This window comes from Rhizobacter sp. SG703 (assembly GCF_012275445.1).
GTDB lineage: Bacteria > Pseudomonadota > Gammaproteobacteria > Burkholderiales > Burkholderiaceae_C > Rhizobacter.
The window spans coordinates 1-15,542 of record NZ_JAAZQK010000014.1 but is presented as its reverse complement, the minus strand read 5'-3'; the positions used below and the strand labels follow the sequence as shown (position 1 = coordinate 15,542).

Genomic DNA, 15,542 nt, shown 5'->3' with positions numbered 1-15,542 from the left:
GTTGTCCGGGCCGCGAAAAGCCGAGAGCGTATACAGGTATGACAGTCAACACCCTCGGTGCCTTCCTGCGCGACCGCCGCGAACGCCTGCTGCCGCCGCCCGATGCGCCGGGCCGTCGCCGAACGCCGGGGCTGCGGCGCGAAGAGGTCGCGACCCGCGCGGCGGTGAGCATCACCTGGTACACCTGGTTGGAACAGGGGCGCGGCGGCCCGCCGTCGAACGAGGTGCTGGAGCGGCTCGCGCAGGCACTGGAGCTCGATGCCACCGGCCGCGAGATGCTGTTCCTGCTGGCGCAGCAGAGGCCGCCGCCGCTCACGCCCGGCGCGCCACCGCCGGTGTCGCCGACGCTGCAGCGCGTACTCGATGCGTTGGCCACCAGCCCCGCGGTCGTGAAAACGCCGCTGTGGGACATCGTCGCGTGGAACGCCGCGGCCGCCGCGGTGCTGACCGACTACGCGATGCTGCCGGTCGGCGAGCGCAACCTGCTGCGGCGCCTGTTCAGCGAGCTCAGCCCCATCGACCGCTGGCCCGACTGGGAATCGGATGCGCGCTTCGCACTGGCGGCGTTCCGGTTCGACATGGCGCGCGCCGGCGGCAGCCCGCAGGCCCAGGCACTCGCGGATGAACTGCAGGCCCGCAGCGACGACTTCCGCCGCATGTGGGCCGAGAACGAGGTGAGCCGGCAATGGGTCGGCCGCAAGCGCCTCGAGCACCCGGTCGCCGGGCCGATCTCGCTCGAGTACTCGACCTTCGCGGTCGACGGTGCCGACGGGCTCAGCCTGGTGGTCTTCACGCCGAGCACGCCCGACGTGGCGCGCGCGATCGCGGCACTGCTGTCGCCGTGACCCGGCGACTTCAGCCCTGCGCGACGCGCACCACCAGCTTGCCGAGGGTGCGCCCTTCGAGCAGCCCGCGCAGCGCGGCCGGTGCGTTCTCCAGCCCGTCGACGACGTCTTCGTGCAGCGCCACCTCGCCGTCGGCGACCCGCTGCGCCATCTCGCGGCGGAAGCGCGCGAAGCGCTCGCCCTGCTCGTCCCCGAAATGGTCGAGCACGATGAAGCCCTGCATGCGGATGCGCTTCTGCAGCAGCGCGGCATGCAGCTTCGGCAAACGGTCCGGGCCGGGCGACGGCTCGGCGTCGTTGTAGTGCGCGATGAAGCCGCAGACCGGCACGCGCGCGCCGATGTTCAGCAGCGGCAGCACCGCATCGAAGACCGCGCCGCCGACGTTCTCGAAGTACACGTCGATGCCGGCCGGGCAGGCCGCTGCCAGGCGCTCGGCGACCTTGGCGCCGTGGCGGTCGATGCACGCGTCGAAACCGAGCACCTCCACCGCGTGGCGGCACTTGTCGGCCCCGCCGGCGATGCCGACCACGCGCGCGCCTTTCAGCCTGGCGAGCTGGCCCACCACCGCACCGACACCGCCGGTGGCCGCCGCGACGACCACCGTCTCGCCGGCGCGCGGCTGGCCGATGTCTTCGAGGCCGACGTGCGCGGTGAAGCCCGTCATGCCGAGCCCGCCCAGCGCGAGCGACGGCTGCGCCATGTCGCCGAGCGCCAGCAGGTCGTCGCCATTCGACAGCGCATGCTCTTGCCAGCCGGCGTTGGCCAGCACCAGCTCGCCGACCGCAAAACGCGGGTGCCGCGATGCGGTCACGCGGCTGACGGTGCCGCCGACCATCGGCGCGCCGAGTGCCACCGGCGGCGCATAGCCCGGGCCGACCGGCTCCATCAGGTTGCGCATGTACGGATCGATCGACAGCACCAACGTGCGCAGCAGCACCTGGCCGTCGGTCGGCACCGGAATCGGCTGGGTCTCGATGCGGAAGTCGTGCGCCGCCGGCAGCCCGCGCGGGTGCGCGGCGAGCACGATGCGGCGGCTGGTGGTGGCGTTCATCGTCGCGGCCCCTGCCTCAGGCCCTCAGGCCCGCACCGGACGCGGGCCGTGGCGCAAGGTCAGTAGCGTGCCCAGCACCAGCGCGACCACCGCGAAGGCCGGCCCGCCGAGCGCGCCGATGTGGTCGACCAGCAGCCCGCCGCCGATGGCGCCGCTTGCGATCGCGATCTGGAAGGCGGCCACCAGCAGCCCGCCGGCGCCTTCGGCCTGGTCGGGCGCGGCCCGCACGATCCAGGTCTGGAAGCCGACCGGGAACGCGCCGAACGCAAAGCCCCACAGCGGCACGGCAATGGCCGTCACCCACATCGAACTGCCGCCGACCAGCAGGCTGGTGGCCAGCAGCGCGATCAGCACGCCGCCCAGCACGATCGCGTGGCGCTCGCTGCGCTGGGCCACCCAGCCGCCGGCGAAGTTGCCGAAGAAGCCGCCGATGCCGTAGCCGAGCAGCACCGCCGAGACCGCGCTGACCGACAGGTGCGTGACGTGTTCCATCAGCGGGCGGATGTAGGTGAAGCCGGCGAAGTGCCCCGACACCACCAGCAGCACCGCCAGCAAGGCCACGCGCACCGGCGGACGCCGCAGCAGCTCGCCGAGCACGCGCAGGTTCGGGTTGTCGCGCGGCGGCAGCGCCGGCAGCGTGAACAGCTGCACCGCGAGCGTCACGACGCTGACCGCGCCGGCCGCAATGAACGCGCTGCGCCAGCCCCACACCGAGCCCATCCACGCGCCGATCGGCGCGGCGCCGACGGTGGCCACCGAGACGCCGGTCAGGATCACCGACATCGCCCGCGCGAATTGCGCTTCGGGCACCAGCCGCAACGCGAGTGCGGCCGACATCGACCAGAACCCGCCGAGCGCGATGCCCAGCATCACGCGCGCCACCAGCAGCACCGGCAAGCTGCTGGCGGTGGCCGCGATCAGGTTGGACAGCATCAGCAGCAGGGTCAGCGCCAGCATCACGATGCGGCGGTCGAGCCGGCGCGTCAGCAGCGGGATCGACGGCGCCGCCACCGCGCCGACCAGCGCCGTCGCGGTGACCGCCTGGCCGGCCGCGCCGTCGGTGACGCCGAGGTCGGCGGCCATCGCGGTCAGCAGGCTGGCCGGCAGGAACTCGGCCGTGACGAGGCCGAACACGCCCAGCGTCAACGAGGCAATGGCAGGCCAGTCGGCATGGCCGGCCTGGGTGGGGGGAAGCGCAGCAATCGGGGAGGAAGACACGGTGGGCAGGCCTGGAAGTGGCCTTGTGGTGGACTTGGGAAGGAGCTTAGGGCTAGTATTTCGGCGTTTGAATGCCGGAAGAGCCGAAATGCATGACTTTTTGTCCGAGCGCGATGAACTCACCGAGATCCTGCTGGGGCTGCGGCTCGACGGCGTGGAGTACGGCCGCTGCGTGATGCGCGCGCCGTGGGCAATCGCTTTTCCGGCGCAGCGCTCGGCGCGTTTTCACTTCGTCGGCAACGGCGGCTGCTGGCTGCGCACGCCGTCGACCGAGTGGAAGCGGCTGAACCCGGGCGATGCGGTGCTGCTGCCGCGCGGCAGCTTCCACATCATGGCGAGCGCGCCCGACGTGCCGACGGTCGACATCGATTCGCTGGCGCGGGTGGCGGTATCGGACAACATCTACTTGGTGGGCGCCGAGAACATCTCGCATGAACGATCGGCCGGCGACGCACGCGATGCCGCGGCCGATGCCATCCCACCCGACGTGATGTTCTGCGGCGCGCTGCGCTTCAACCTGGACCCGCTGCACCCGCTGCTGACGATGATGCCGGACGTGATGTTCGCCGGCGACCTCGCGAAGCGGGACGTCACCGTGCCGGCGCTGCTCGACGCGATGGAGCGCGAGGTGGCGCTCGACCGCATCGGCGCCTGCGGCATCCTCGCGCGGCTGGCCGACGTGCTGGCGGCCAGCATCATCCGCGCCTGGGTCGAATGCGGCTGCAGCGACGCCACCGGCTGGATCGCCGCGGTGCGCTGCCCGAAGATCGGCAAGGTGATCGCGGCCATCCATGCGGCGCCCGAGCGCGACTGGAGCGTGCCGATGCTGGCCGACGTGATGGGCTCGTCGCGCTCCAGCTTCGCCGAGGCCTTCACGAAAACGATGGGCGAGAGCCCGGCGAAGTACGTCGCCAAGGTGAAGATGTTCCAGGCGCGGCACTGGATCGCCAACGACGGCATGCGCATCGCGGTGGCCGCCGACCGGCTCGGCTACGACTCCGAAGCCTCGTTCAGCCGGGCGTTCAAGCGGGTGATCGGGCACCCGCCGAGCGCGTCGCGGGTGGCGGCTTGAGAACTACGGAACGTTCAGCCCGATGTCGTTGGCCAAGTGGTCTCGGTAATCCTCGAGGCGCGTGCGCAGATCTTGCCTCGTGACGTTGTTGCCGTGCATGTCGGAGTTGCTTCCATTGGTGGGCTTGTCCGGATCCCCACCGGTCTTCGTCGGCCAATAGAAAAGATTCTGCGGGTCGTTGGCGAGATTGAAGATCACGTCGTCCAATTCGGTTTCGACTTCGAACTCATCGTATTCCTCTGCCATGCCGGCACCGACATCGTTGATGTCGGCATCGGGAAGCGCGCCGAACTGGAACCCGAAACTCCCATTGTGGAAGTTCCGGGCGCCGCGGTGATTGGGGTTGTAATCCGTGCCGACCCAGCCGACCGCTTCGCTCAAGGTGTGGTTGGGCGTATTGACCGCGAATGCATCGCGGACGGCCCGCGCGATGGCCGTGTACGAGACATGGTGGTTGCAGATGTTGGCACCGCGTGTCGCGGCATGCACGCTGTTGACGTAGCCGCTGTGATACGCGGCGAGATCGCGCTGCGTGTTGTTGTGCAGGTTCCTGTTGTGCGAGGTGGCACCGATGACCGAGTTGCCGTCGCGATTGTTCGGTGGCGCGTAGTAGAGGCGGGTCTGCAACTGGTACACCGCACGCTGCGCCGCCGGCCCGGCCGGCGCGCCGCCGCCCATCGCGGCCCGCCCGAAGGACGCCTCCAGCTGCCGCCGCTGCGCCACCTGGCGCGGGCTGTTGTCCAGGTCATGGACGAGCTGGCGCGTCGGCGACGGGCGCTCAGCTTGTGCAGCCGGATGGTGCTGCAACGCTGCGGCTTGCAGGCGTGGTGCGTTGTTCATTCCGCCAAGGTAGCCGGCCGCCGCTGCGGCTGCCATCAGGCGGCGGCTGAGATCGGCATCGGGAAAAGGCTGAGTTGCCGCGGCCAGGCGACAGCGCCTGGCTCCTAGGCCCCGTCAACGCCGAGCACCGCCTGGTGGATCTGCACCGCCTTCCATCCCGACCACGCGCCGCCGCACGCCAGTGCCGCCGTCACCAGCATCGGGATCGAGCCGAAGAACGGTGACGAGAACCACTGCAGCACCAGCACGGAGGCCGCCAGGAAGATGACCATCGAGGCGAGCGACGCGCCGAGGCCGGCGTTGCCCATCGCACCGGTCGTGAGGTTGCGGTAGGCCAGCGCCTGCAGGATGCCGTCTCGCACCGGGCCGGCGACGGCCACGCGGTCGCCGTCGTCGATCATCGCCGGCACGCGCGAGCCGATCTGCACCGGCAGCGCGGCCACCTTCAGGACCGTGATGTGCTGCGTCACGATGCGCTGGTGGGGCTGGCGGGTGATGCTCTGGCTGTGGCGCACCGATGACGCGATGCCGTTCAGTCGTTCCATCGTCGCTCCCCTTCGAAGCTCAGTCCAGCCGCTTGCTCAGCACCACGCTGCGATACACCTTGCCGGTCCACTGCACCCAGTCGACGTGCTCGTAGCCGAGCCGGCCGTAGAGATCGATCAGGTGGGTCGCCTGCTCGGCGGTGTCCATCGCCAGCTCGCGGAACGAGCGCTCTTGCGCCCAGCGCTCCGACTGCGCGAGCAGTGCGCGGCCGATGCCGTGGCCCTGCAGCGTCGGCTCGACGCCGAACTGGTGCACCGCCGCCACGCCCGGCCGGGTGAAGTACGCGCATTCGTTCACCGCGTAGGTCGGCTTCACGACGATGGTGCCGGCCAGCGCGCCCGACCATTCGGCGATGTAGCACTGGCCGCCTTCGATGCGCCGCGCGGTGACCTCGGGCGCCTGGTCGACGGCGGTGTAGTTCAGGCCCATCGCGCCGAGGCGGGCATAGGCGCGGTGCAGCAGCCGGGTGAGGTCGTGGACGGAGTCGGCCGGGGCCATCGCGCGGATCTGGAGCATGCGCGGTCCGGGTCAGGCGGGCGGCAACTGGCGCGCGCCGATGTGCGCGCCCAGCAGCGCCGTCGGGATCACGGTGACGAGCGCGAACAGGTTGAACCACACCGGGTTCTCGGACCAGAACAGCAGCCCGAACAACGCGCCGAGCACGCCGACCGCGAGCCCGTTGAAGTAGGGGTAGCGCCTGGCCAGCCGCGCGGTGACGCAGCCGCCAGCCAGCGTGGTCAAGCTGCCGAGGAGGATGCTCGCCAGCAGGAAGCCGGTGCTGCCGGTGACGTTCGCCAGGTCTTGCGACACCTGCTCGGCCGACCGGCCCGCCACGGTGACCTCGTCGCCATGCAGGAACAGCAGCGCCATGCCGACCAGGATGTCGAGCCCGAGCGTCAGCAGGAAGCCGACGGCCACGGCCTTGAAGCTGATGCGGCTCATTGAAGATTCCTCAAAACGTACTCCACGGACTCAAGACGGGCTATTCTGCCCGCGCCGCCACTGCCTGGCCTCCGTCCATGACCGACCAGATCGCGCACGAACCTCAGCCCCCCTTCCCTCGCAAGCGCCTGGTCGTGCTGGTGCCCGGCATCGGTGGCGACTCGCGATGGTGGCAACCGCTGATCGAGCGGGTCGAGAAGGAACCGCCCTTCAGCCTGGCCCGGGTGACGTGGCTGCGCTTCGACCACCGAACCCGCTGGTACAGCATGGGCCGGCTCGACAGCCTGGGCAAGCGGCTCAACGCCCTGGTGGCGGCCGAATGGCTGCGCAGCGGCGGCTACGACGAGATCCTGCTGATCGGCCACAGCATGGGCGGGCTGGTCGTGCGGCACGCCTACCTGCTGGCCGCCGGCGGCGTGGCCGACGTGGCGGCTTCGGCTTGGTCGGCACGCGTTTCACGCATCGTGCTGATGGCGTCGCTGAACCGCGGCGTCGACCTGCGCACCGCCAGCGTGCCGCAGCGGCTGATGGCCTGGCTCGCCCGCGTCGTGCCGTTCTCGCCGCACTTCACCGCGATCGACATCCTGCGCGGCTCCGATTTCCTGACCAACCTGCGCATCGACTGGATCCGCCACTTCCGCGCACCGGCGCCTGCATCGAACATGCCGTCCGTCATCCAGGTGCTGGGCACGTCGGACGGGCTGGTCAGCGCCGACGACAGCAAGGACATCCTCGCGTTCCCCGATGGGCACTACCTCGAAGTGCCCGAGGCCAATCACAAGGGCGTGTACCGGCTCGACCTGACCGAAGACCCCGAACTGCGCTACTCGGTGCTACGGCATGCGCTGCTCGGCGATTTCGCCAGCAAGGCTGCCCCACCGCCGGACCCGGTGCGCCGCGTCGTCTTCCTGCTGCACGGCATCCGCGCGTCGAACGTCGACGGCTGGGTCGACGGGCTCGAGCAGCGGATCAAGGCCCGCGAAGGCGAGCGCGTGGTCGTGCGCAACCCGACCTACGGCTACTTCTCGGCCGCACGCTTCGCGCTGCCTTCGGTGCGGCGCAAGAACATCCGCGTGTTCCAGGATTGGTACACCGAGGAACTGGCCAGGCACCCGGCGGCCGAGTTCGACATCATTGCCCACAGCAACGGCACCTACATCCTGGGCCACAGCCTGCTGCGCACGCCCGGCATGCGCTTCACCAACGTGGCACTGGCCGGCAGCGTGCTGCCGCAGGATTTCCTGCAGCGCTTCCGGAACCTCGGCCGCCAGGTGGGCCGCATTCGCAACGACCGCGCCAACCGCGACTGGCCGGTGGCGCTGCTGTGCAATGCGCTCAACGGCATCCGCATGAAGGACGTCGGCACGGCGGGCTTCGCCGGCTTCCTGGGCGAGATGACGGACGAGGTGGCCTACCACGCAGGCGGGCACGGCGAGGCGCTGAAGGAAGAGCGGCTCGACATGCTGGCCGCGTTCGCGCTCGGCGACGACCCGGCCAAGCCCACCGGCCTGACGACGCCCGGCTACTACCGGCAGCTGTCGAACAGCATGCCGTACCTGGCCAAGCTGGTGGTGCTGGGGGTGGTCGCCGGGGCCGGCTGGTTCGTCTTCGCCGGCGGGCAGTTCCATGCCGAGAGGGCGCTGTGGTCGCTGCTCGGCTTTGCCGCGGTGTACACCGTGCTCGACATCATTTGACGACCAGCTTCAGCCCGATCACGCCGGCCAGGATCAGCGCGATGCACAGCAGGCGCATCGGCGCCGCCGAATCGCCCATCACCACGATGCCGACGATGGCCGTGCCGGCCGCGCCGATGCCGGTCCAGACCGCGTAGCCGGTGCCCATCGGCAGCGTGCGCATCGCGAGCGACAGCAGCACCACGCTCGTGAGTCCGGTCGTCACCGTCAACAGCGAGGGCATCAGCCGCGTGAAGCCTTCGGACGACTTCATGCCGTAGGCGAACGCGATCTCGAGCACGCCCGCGACCACCAGCAGCAGCCAGGCCACGTCAGGCCGCCTGGGCCGCGTGGACGGCCGCAGCGGGCGTCGCGCGGAACGACACGCCGAGGCGGTTGAACGCGTTCATCAGGCCGATGGCGTAGGTGAGGTCGGCCAGTTCCTTCTTGTTGAACTCGGCGCTGGCGGCGTCGTACTCCGCATCGGGCACGCCGGTGTCGGCCACGCGGGTCACGGTTTCGGCCCACGCGAGCGCAGCGCGTTCGCGGGCGCTGAACACGGCGCCGCCTTCACGCCAGGCCGGCACCAGCACCAGCTTGTCGACGGCGAGGCCCGCCTTGAGCAGGTCGCGCGAATGCATGTCGATGCAGAACGTGCAGCCGTTGATCTGCGAGACGCGCAGGTAGACGAGGTCGACCAGTTCCTTCGGCAGGCCGCTTTTCTGGACCGCAACGTAGACGGCGCCGAAGGCCTTGTAGCCCTCGGGGGCGGCCTTTGCGTAATCGAGGCGATGGCTCATGACAATCCTTGTGTGTCGTGTGATGGAAGGACGTCATCGTGCGCCGTCTTGGCCCACGGCAGAAGAGCCAAGATCGGCCTTGCGGACTGGGCCATGATCAGAGCAGTTCGAGCATGCGCTTCGCGAGGCCTTCGGCGCTGCGCCGGGAATCGACGTTCGTGAACGCGAGCATCAGCGCGGACGGGCCGTCGCGCTCGAACGACCAGTCGGTCAGCGCTTCGGCAAAGAGGCCGGCTTCGCGCAGGCGTGCCGCCAGCTTGCGGTCGGAGCGGCGGTGCTGCAGCCGCAGGATCAGGTGCATGCCGCCGGGTTGCGGGTCGATCCGCAGGTGCCGGCCCAGCACGCTTTCGAGGCCCGCCACGGTGGCTGCGCGGCGCTCGGCATAGAGCCGGCGCATGCGCTGGATGTGGCGCGCGAAGTGCCCTTCGGTGATGAACGCGGTGACGATGGCCTGCGTGAGCTGCGGGCTGCCGCCGGCGAAGGCCTGGCCGATCTGCTCGAAGCGCGGCACCAGCGCCGGAGGCACGACGAGGTACGCCAGACGCAGGCTCGGGAACAGCAGCTTGCTGAAGGTGCCTGCGTACAGCACGCGGCCGTGGCGGTCGAGGCTTTGCAGCGCCGGCAACGGGCGGCTGACGTAGCGGAACTCGCCGTCGTAGTCGTCCTCGACGATCCAGGCCTTGTTGCGCGACGCCCAGTCGAGCAGCGCGAGGCGGCGCGGCAGCGACAGCGACACGCACAGCGGGGCCTGGTGCGCCGGCGTGACGATCGCGCCCCGCGCGCGCGGCGCGGTTCGCAGCCCGTCGTCGACGACGAGGCCGTCGGCATCCACCGGCACCGGCGCGGCCACGACGCCCAGGTGCTGCAGCACCTCGCGCGTCGGCGGGTAGCCGGGGTTTTCGAGCCAGACGCGATCGCCCGCCTTGAACAGCGCCTGGCCGACCAGCTGCAGCGTGTGGCGGTAGCCGGTGGTCACGAACACCTGCGACGGCGAACAATCGACGCCGCGGGACAGATGCAAGTAGGCGGCGATCTCGGCCCGCAGCGCCTGCAGGCCGTGCACCGACGGATGCGCCATGTCGGCCGGCTGCATCGCGCGGATGCAGCGCGCGCCCAGGCGTGCCCAGATCTTGCGCGGGAAGACATCGAGCGCCGGCAGGCCCATCTGGAAGGGCAGCGTGGTGTCGGGGCGGAAGCTGGGCTCGGCGGTGGCGGGATCGGGCGGCGGCGCGACCGGCTGCGGCGCGCGCGGCTTCAGCTCGGGCGACACGACGGTGCCGGCCTGGCCGCGGGCCTGGATGTAGCCCTCGGCGGTGAGCAGCGCGTAGGCCGCTTCGATGGTGCCGCGGGCGAGACCGAGCTCCTTCATCAGCGCGCGCGCCGACGGGAGGCGGTCGCCCGGCTTCAACGCGCCGCTGGCGATGGCGCCGCGCACGCGGTCGTAGATCTGGCGGTAGTAGGGCTCGGCCGCTGCAGGATCCAGCGGCGGCAGGGAGGCGGATGGGGCGGCAGTCATGCCCCGATCATGGTCCGGTTCATGGCCCAGTCAAGCAGCCATGTCATGGCTCTTCTGCCTGGACCACGATCTTCCTAGACTGATCGCATGAACATTCTTCGCATCAGTTGCAGCCCTCGCGGGGCATCGTCAGAGAGTCAACGGCTTTCGCAGAAGATCGTCGATCGCCTGGTGGCACAAGCGCCGGCAGCGAACGTGGTCGAGCGGTCGATCGGCGACGGCAGCCTGGCGCATGTCGATGCGAACTACGCGCTGGCGCAGCACGCGGCCGCGGCCGAGGTGTCATCGCTGGGGAGCATGGCGACGTCCGACGTGCTGATCCGCGAGCTGGAGCGATCAGACGCGATCGTCATCGCGACGCCGATGCACAACCTCGGCGTGCCGTCCGTGCTGAAGGCGTGGCTCGACCATGTGGTGCGGGCGCGGCGGACGTTTCATGTGACGGCTGCCGGCAAGGTCGGCGCGCTGCGCGACCGGCCGGTGTACCTGGCCATCGCCTCGGGTGGCCGGTTCTCGGGCGAGCAGGCGCGGCAGCCGGATTTTCTGACGCCGCACTTGAAGGCGATCCTCGGCACGATCGGGCTGCACGACGTACGCCTCTTTTCGGTGGAAGGGACGGGTGCGGGAGCCGAGGCGGTGGAGGCGGCGCGGGCTCGGGCGGATCAGGCGCTGGCGGCGCACTTCGCAATTGCCCGCGTCGAGCGCGTTCCGGACGCGACTTGAACGACGCCACTTTGCCGATCACCGGTTGTCGACGATGATGCGCCTCCATGCACCTCAAGTCCGCTGTCACTGGCTTCTGCCTGTTGTTCGCCGTGTGGGCCGCTGACGCCCAGGCTCAAGAACTGGGTTGTCCCAACCTTCAGGTCGCCGTCGACTCTGTCGCTTTTCCGGAAGAGGCGATCAAGCTCGGGATCAGCGAGGGCAACGCGGTCGTCGCCTTCACCGTTGGCGCGGACGGCGAAGTGGTTGGCAAGGAAGTGAAGTCCGCCACGCAACCCATCTTCGGCGAGGCAGCGCTTGCCATCGTTTCGCGCCTTCGGTGCGACAAGCATTCCCTCAGCTGGCAGGCGCAACTGCCTGTCGACTTCCGCTTGCGCGATGCGCCATCCCCTGCGCTGGCGGAGAAACTGGTTTGCGAAGAGCCGGCCGCCGGCAAATTCGACTTCGTGAGGGACGCCGTGCGGTTGGGCGTGACCCGTGGTCGGGTGGTCGTCGAATTCAATTCCGATGCCGACGGACGCGCGACCGACGTCGTGATCCTGGAATCCACTCACGAGCTGTTTTCGAAGTACGCACTTCGTTTCGCCAAGCGGCTGAGCTGCACGCCCATCGGCCACAAGTTTCGAATCCCCCTGAGCTTCAGCATCACGTAGGGTGTTCGCCAGCATGATTCTTGTCTCCCGTCCGCCTCAATCTCTGTCCTGAGCACCCTTGAACGACGCCACGTCACCGATGACTTGCCGTCCTCTGAACCACACGAGCTTGGCCGGAAACTCATCGCCGAAATAGTCAATGATGTCCGGCCTCTGAGCGGATTCGAGCGAGTAGGGCCCGAACCATTCGCCAATGTTGCCGCGGCCGCGCTCTCAGCATCCATCACCATGCACCTCAAGTCCGAAATCGCTTGCTTCTGTCTGCTGTTCATCGTTTGGACAGTCGACGCCCAGGCTCAGGCACCGAACTGCCCCAATCTCCAGGCCGCTGTCGACTCCGTCGCCTTTCCAGAAGAGGCGATCCAGCTCGGGATCGGCGAAGGCAACGCGGTTGTCGCTTTCACTGTTCGTGCAGACGGCGAGGTGGTCGACAAGCAAGTGAAGTCCGCCACGCACCCGGTGTTCGGCGACGCGGCGCTCTCCGTCGTGTCGAGGCTTCGGTGCGACAGGCGGTCAACCAGCCTGCAGACTCAGTTGCCTGTCAACTTCAAGTTCGGTGACCCTCTGTCGCTTGCGTTGTTCGAGCAAACGGGTTGCAAGGGGGCAGCCCAGCAACTGCTTGGCTTTCCGCGGGAAGCCATTCAATTGGGATTGACTCGCGGTGAGACGGTCATCGAATTCCGGGTGGATGCCGACGGGCGCCCTACCGAGGTGGTGATCCTGGCGTCGACCCACGAGGTGTTTTCGAAGGTCGCACGTGGCTTCGTCGAACGGCTGAATTGCAAGCCCACCGTCAACCGGATGCGCATTCCCTTCGGCTTTCGCCTCGAGTAGACCCGGCCCACCCATCGAAGCGATAGAGGATCAGGCTCAGCCCATTTGCTTTGCGAGTTCGATGGAAAGGCTCCTCTTTCTCGACTCGAGCCACGTGGACGCTCCTGCGCCATCGGCCTGCTGTGGGCGGCGCTGGCGGGACGCCAAGCGCCGAAGGCGCCGTAACATGGCGCCCATTCCAACCGCCGGCACCTGCAAGCTCATGAGATTCTTCGCCACCGTGGCTCTTGTCGCAACGCAGTTGATGGCGTCGTCCGACGCGTTCGCGGCCGACCTGGTTCTGACGATGAACTCGTATGGGCCGGTGCAGATCGGGATGCCTGTCGCGCAAGCCCACAAGCTGCTGACCAAGCTGGGGCGCAAGAACCTGCCGAGCCCGCGCGGGGTGGCGAAGGTCGGTTGCGGCCGCTACCAGGCGTCGCCGGAGCTGACGTTCATGACCGAGGACCAGAAGATCGTTCGCATCGAGACGCACGAGCCGAATGTGGTGACGCCGTCGGGCCTGCGCATCGGCTCGAGCCTGGACAAGGTGCGGCGCTCGCTCGGGTCGCGCATCGAGGACGTGCAGCAGCACGGCTCCGACAACGCGGCGGATCGCAGCATCGTGCTGGTGTCGGGCGACAAGCAGTTCGCGATCCGCGTCGACGGGAACCAGGTGGCCGCCGGGTTGTTCGTCGGGGCGGAGCATGCGATCCGGTCGGCTGAAGGGTGCTCCTGAGTTCTGCCGTGCTTCGCACGCCGAAGCTCACCGGGTTCGCCGCCCTGTTGTTTGTCTCGGCCGTTGTCGCTGCTTCGTCCGTGAGGATTGAACGACGCGGCCCCGAGCTGGTGCAGTACAGCGACATGTGCGGCCCGTTGCACAACCAGCCTTGCATGAGGCCGACGCTCAAGGGCGGGTTTCCGCTGGCCTTTCTGGTGGACATGCCTGGCGTCTCGGTGGAGAACCAGCTGTCTGTGGGTGAAGACCAGGGCGACCCCTTGGCGTTCGTCGCGGATTGGGGCCTCTACGCGGCCTGCCTGTGGCTTCTGCATGGAGTTTGGCGCAGGCTGGGGTCATCCCGCCCGGCGCGGGCTGGGTGACCCGCCATCAATCCCACCACGCGACAAGGATCGGAGCGGTGTACTTGCGGGCCAGCGCATCGGGAATGCCGAAGTCTTTGGCGCTGCCCACTTCATCGGGCTCGAGCGCCGACAACTCCGCCGCGAGTTCGTCGGCGTGGATGGTGCCGACGACGAACACCGTGTCGGTGAAGGGCCAGCAATCGTCGTCGGGGTCGACTTCAGAGATCCGCGCGTAGATGGCCTGCACATCGCGCCTGCGCGCGATCCGTGCGAAGGTCTCGCGGAAGGCATCGATGCCGGGATGGTCCATCAGGTTGCAACCAATGGAGCCGAGGTCATCGTTGCCGTCGAAGAAGGTCGCGATGGGAATGAGCTGCGGCGCGGGTTGGGCGGAGAGCTGCTCGACCAGGTGCTTGAGTTTGGTGGTGTCCATGGGGTGAGGCGGAGGTGGAGGGGGTCAGGCGGGAACATCGCGGCTCATTGGAGGTGATCCATGTGACGGCCGCAGCAGGTGGCGTCAGCTCACGCGGTGCGCGATCTTCTGGCCCAGAACCGCCTTGAATGCCTCCAGATCGGCGGTCGACGCGAAGAAGCGCTTCGGATGATCTGGTACGCGCAATCGGCCATGTAAAGCAGCAGCACAGCGTCACCCTCTTTCCATTTGAGGTAGTCGCTCCACGGCTTCATGCTCGTGGTTCCTTCCGTCGAAAGGAGCAGGCCGGCGTCGCTGGCGGTGAGCGAGCATGGCCGCTGCAGATCTTTGCGCTGCTCGAAGGCGCGGCGCGACTCCAGCGGGAGAAGAACCCCGCCCACGAAGCCGAAGTAGAGCGCGGCGGCGGGAACCACCCATCGCATCCAGCCTCCTTGCTCGGCGCGAGGACCGAAGAACTCCATCCAGCCGCTCCACAGGGCGGGGAGGATGACAACCACGCCGATCACACGCACGAGGCGCTGCGGTCGCAAGGAGACCCACGTGGCAGACATGATGTCGCGCGGGGTGTAGGTGCCGGAGACGGTCGATGCTGGGTTGGACATTGGGCGGATGGGCAAGAGACCGGTCGTGTTCACCATTGTCGCCCCCATGTTGCCGGCAACTTGGGGCCGGCAATTGGCATTGAACGTGAGAATTGCCCGCCATTGCAACCACCTCTCTGGATTAACCCGCAGTGTCTTTCTGACGGGCGTCGCTTATGTTCGACGCACACACGGGAGACGCAGCATGAACCGTCGATTGTTTTCGCTGGGCGCCTTGGCTGCCTTCAGCGGATTTTCTGTTGGCAATGCAGAAGCACGCAAGCGCAGCTCAAGCGACAACAGCAGGCGTGGCGGAAGCGGCGGCTCGGGAGGCTCGCGCGGATGCGGGTCTCGCGGCGGAGCTGGGTTCAGGAAGGCGAACGGGAAGTGTGCGGATCGCAATGGGAAGTAGCGCGGGCGACTTCTTTCGAGTGCATTGGGAAGATGGTTTGACGTGCGGAGTCCTGGCCGGTGGCGTCCGCTTCAGACTGAACTGAGTCGCTCGGGGCAACCGCGCCGAGCGACAGCTTGGTCGAACACCGGTCACTCGATGGTCGCTACCTCGGACAACTGCCTCGCCTTCGATAGCATGTACTGAGCATCCAGGTACGCGGTTGGTGAATGAACGACCGGTTGGAACCGCGGTCAACTGTCTCTGATCGACCCGTTGCAGTCCTTCAGTGCACTGGATTGACTGCCGCAAAGCAGTCGTCTGGAAGTCAGGGCGCACCCTGCAAGTTGCGGGTCAAATCG

Annotated in this window: 19 protein-coding genes; 8 read left to right on the top strand and 11 right to left on the bottom strand. The window is 68.3% G+C overall.

What is annotated here, in order from left to right:
• Positions 1-38 precede the first annotated feature (38 nt).
• A complete protein-coding gene (locus tag FHT26_RS25340) occupies positions 39-845 on the top strand; it encodes a helix-turn-helix transcriptional regulator (RefSeq protein WP_168562881.1) in 807 nt (268 codons plus the stop codon).
• Positions 846-855: 10 nt separating this feature from the next.
• Here the strand turns inward: FHT26_RS25340 and FHT26_RS25335 are convergent, their stop codons facing one another.
• Together FHT26_RS25335 and FHT26_RS25330 are read right to left on the bottom strand one after the other, a co-directional pair.
• Positions 856-1,896, bottom strand: a complete 1,041-nt coding sequence (locus FHT26_RS25335) for an NADPH-dependent curcumin/dihydrocurcumin reductase (RefSeq protein WP_168562880.1) — start codon at positions 1,894-1,896, stop codon at positions 856-858.
• Positions 1,897-1,920: 24 nt separating this feature from the next.
• Complete coding sequence (locus FHT26_RS25330) at positions 1,921-3,114, bottom strand: MFS transporter (protein ID WP_349238223.1); 1,194 nt, start codon at positions 3,112-3,114, stop codon at positions 1,921-1,923.
• A gap of 88 nt (positions 3,115-3,202) precedes the next feature.
• Between FHT26_RS25330 and FHT26_RS25325 the strand changes: the two genes are divergently transcribed.
• Complete coding sequence (locus FHT26_RS25325; RefSeq protein ID WP_168562879.1) at positions 3,203-4,186, top strand: AraC family transcriptional regulator; 984 nt, start codon at positions 3,203-3,205, stop codon at positions 4,184-4,186.
• A gap of 3 nt (positions 4,187-4,189) precedes the next feature.
• Here FHT26_RS25325 and FHT26_RS25320 read toward each other — a convergent pair whose 3' ends face one another.
• From FHT26_RS25320 to FHT26_RS25305, 4 genes are all read right to left on the bottom strand, one after another.
• On the bottom strand, positions 4,190-5,062 hold the full coding sequence (locus FHT26_RS25320; RefSeq protein ID WP_168562878.1) for a hypothetical protein: 873 nt from the start codon (positions 5,060-5,062) through the stop codon (positions 4,190-4,192).
• Between the two features lie 68 nt (positions 5,063-5,130).
• The gene (locus FHT26_RS25315; RefSeq protein WP_168562877.1) at positions 5,131-5,571 is read right to left on the bottom strand and encodes a hypothetical protein; all 441 of its coding nucleotides are present in this window, start codon (positions 5,569-5,571) and stop codon (positions 5,131-5,133) included.
• A 19-nt stretch (positions 5,572-5,590) separates the two neighbouring features.
• Complete coding sequence (locus FHT26_RS25310) at positions 5,591-6,088, bottom strand: GNAT family N-acetyltransferase (protein WP_168562876.1); 498 nt, start codon at positions 6,086-6,088, stop codon at positions 5,591-5,593.
• Positions 6,089-6,100: 12 nt separating this feature from the next.
• Positions 6,101-6,514 (bottom strand): hypothetical protein, encoded by a 414-nt coding sequence (locus FHT26_RS25305; protein WP_168562875.1) that lies wholly within the window; start codon positions 6,512-6,514, stop codon positions 6,101-6,103.
• A gap of 77 nt (positions 6,515-6,591) precedes the next feature.
• Here FHT26_RS25305 and FHT26_RS25300 point away from each other — a divergent pair, with 77 nt between their 5' ends.
• The gene (locus FHT26_RS25300) at positions 6,592-8,208 is read left to right on the top strand and encodes an esterase/lipase family protein (RefSeq protein WP_168562874.1); all 1,617 of its coding nucleotides are present in this window, start codon (positions 6,592-6,594) and stop codon (positions 8,206-8,208) included.
• On the opposite strand, the gene sugE is transcribed toward FHT26_RS25300, so the two are convergent.
• The 3 genes from sugE to pdxR all read right to left on the bottom strand — a co-directional run bounded on the left by sugE (position 8,201) and on the right by pdxR (position 10,503).
• A complete protein-coding gene (gene sugE / locus FHT26_RS25295) occupies positions 8,201-8,518 on the bottom strand; it encodes a quaternary ammonium compound efflux SMR transporter SugE (protein ID WP_168562873.1) in 318 nt (105 codons plus the stop codon). The two genes, FHT26_RS25300 and sugE, sit on opposite strands and share 8 nt — an antisense overlap.
• Before the next feature lies 1 nt (position 8,519).
• The gene (locus FHT26_RS25290) at positions 8,520-8,987 is read right to left on the bottom strand and encodes a carboxymuconolactone decarboxylase family protein (RefSeq protein WP_168562872.1); all 468 of its coding nucleotides are present in this window, start codon (positions 8,985-8,987) and stop codon (positions 8,520-8,522) included.
• 97 nt (positions 8,988-9,084) lie between these two features.
• Positions 9,085-10,503, bottom strand: a complete 1,419-nt coding sequence (gene pdxR, locus FHT26_RS25285) for a MocR-like pyridoxine biosynthesis transcription factor PdxR (RefSeq protein WP_168562871.1) — start codon at positions 10,501-10,503, stop codon at positions 9,085-9,087.
• Between the two features lie 87 nt (positions 10,504-10,590).
• Between pdxR and FHT26_RS25280 the strand changes: the two genes are divergently transcribed.
• The 5 genes from FHT26_RS25280 to FHT26_RS25260 all read left to right on the top strand — a co-directional run bounded on the left by FHT26_RS25280 (position 10,591) and on the right by FHT26_RS25260 (position 13,793).
• Positions 10,591-11,226: an FMN-dependent NADH-azoreductase gene (locus tag FHT26_RS25280; protein WP_168562870.1), complete on the top strand. Its 636-nt coding sequence runs from the start codon at positions 10,591-10,593 to the stop codon at positions 11,224-11,226.
• Positions 11,227-11,273: 47 nt separating this feature from the next.
• Positions 11,274-11,879 carry a TonB family protein gene (locus tag FHT26_RS25275; RefSeq protein ID WP_168562869.1) on the top strand — a complete coding sequence of 202 codons (606 nt, stop codon included), beginning with the start codon at positions 11,274-11,276 and terminating at the stop codon, positions 11,877-11,879.
• A gap of 228 nt (positions 11,880-12,107) precedes the next feature.
• Complete coding sequence (locus tag FHT26_RS25270) at positions 12,108-12,713, top strand: TonB family protein (RefSeq protein ID WP_168562868.1); 606 nt, start codon at positions 12,108-12,110, stop codon at positions 12,711-12,713.
• A gap of 202 nt (positions 12,714-12,915) precedes the next feature.
• Positions 12,916-13,431, top strand: coding sequence for a hypothetical protein (locus FHT26_RS25265; RefSeq protein ID WP_168562867.1), 516 nt, complete (start codon positions 12,916-12,918; stop codon positions 13,429-13,431).
• 8 nt (positions 13,432-13,439) lie between these two features.
• Positions 13,440-13,793, top strand: a complete 354-nt coding sequence (locus FHT26_RS25260) for a hypothetical protein (protein ID WP_168562866.1) — start codon at positions 13,440-13,442, stop codon at positions 13,791-13,793.
• A 7-nt stretch (positions 13,794-13,800) separates the two neighbouring features.
• Here the strand turns inward: FHT26_RS25260 and FHT26_RS25255 are convergent, their stop codons facing one another.
• Positions 13,801-14,208, bottom strand: a complete 408-nt coding sequence (locus tag FHT26_RS25255) for a hypothetical protein (protein ID WP_168562865.1) — start codon at positions 14,206-14,208, stop codon at positions 13,801-13,803.
• Positions 14,209-14,297: 89 nt separating this feature from the next.
• Positions 14,298-14,846 (bottom strand): YcxB family protein, encoded by a 549-nt coding sequence (locus FHT26_RS25250; RefSeq protein ID WP_168562864.1) that lies wholly within the window; start codon positions 14,844-14,846, stop codon positions 14,298-14,300.
• Positions 14,847-15,542 lie beyond the last annotated feature (696 nt).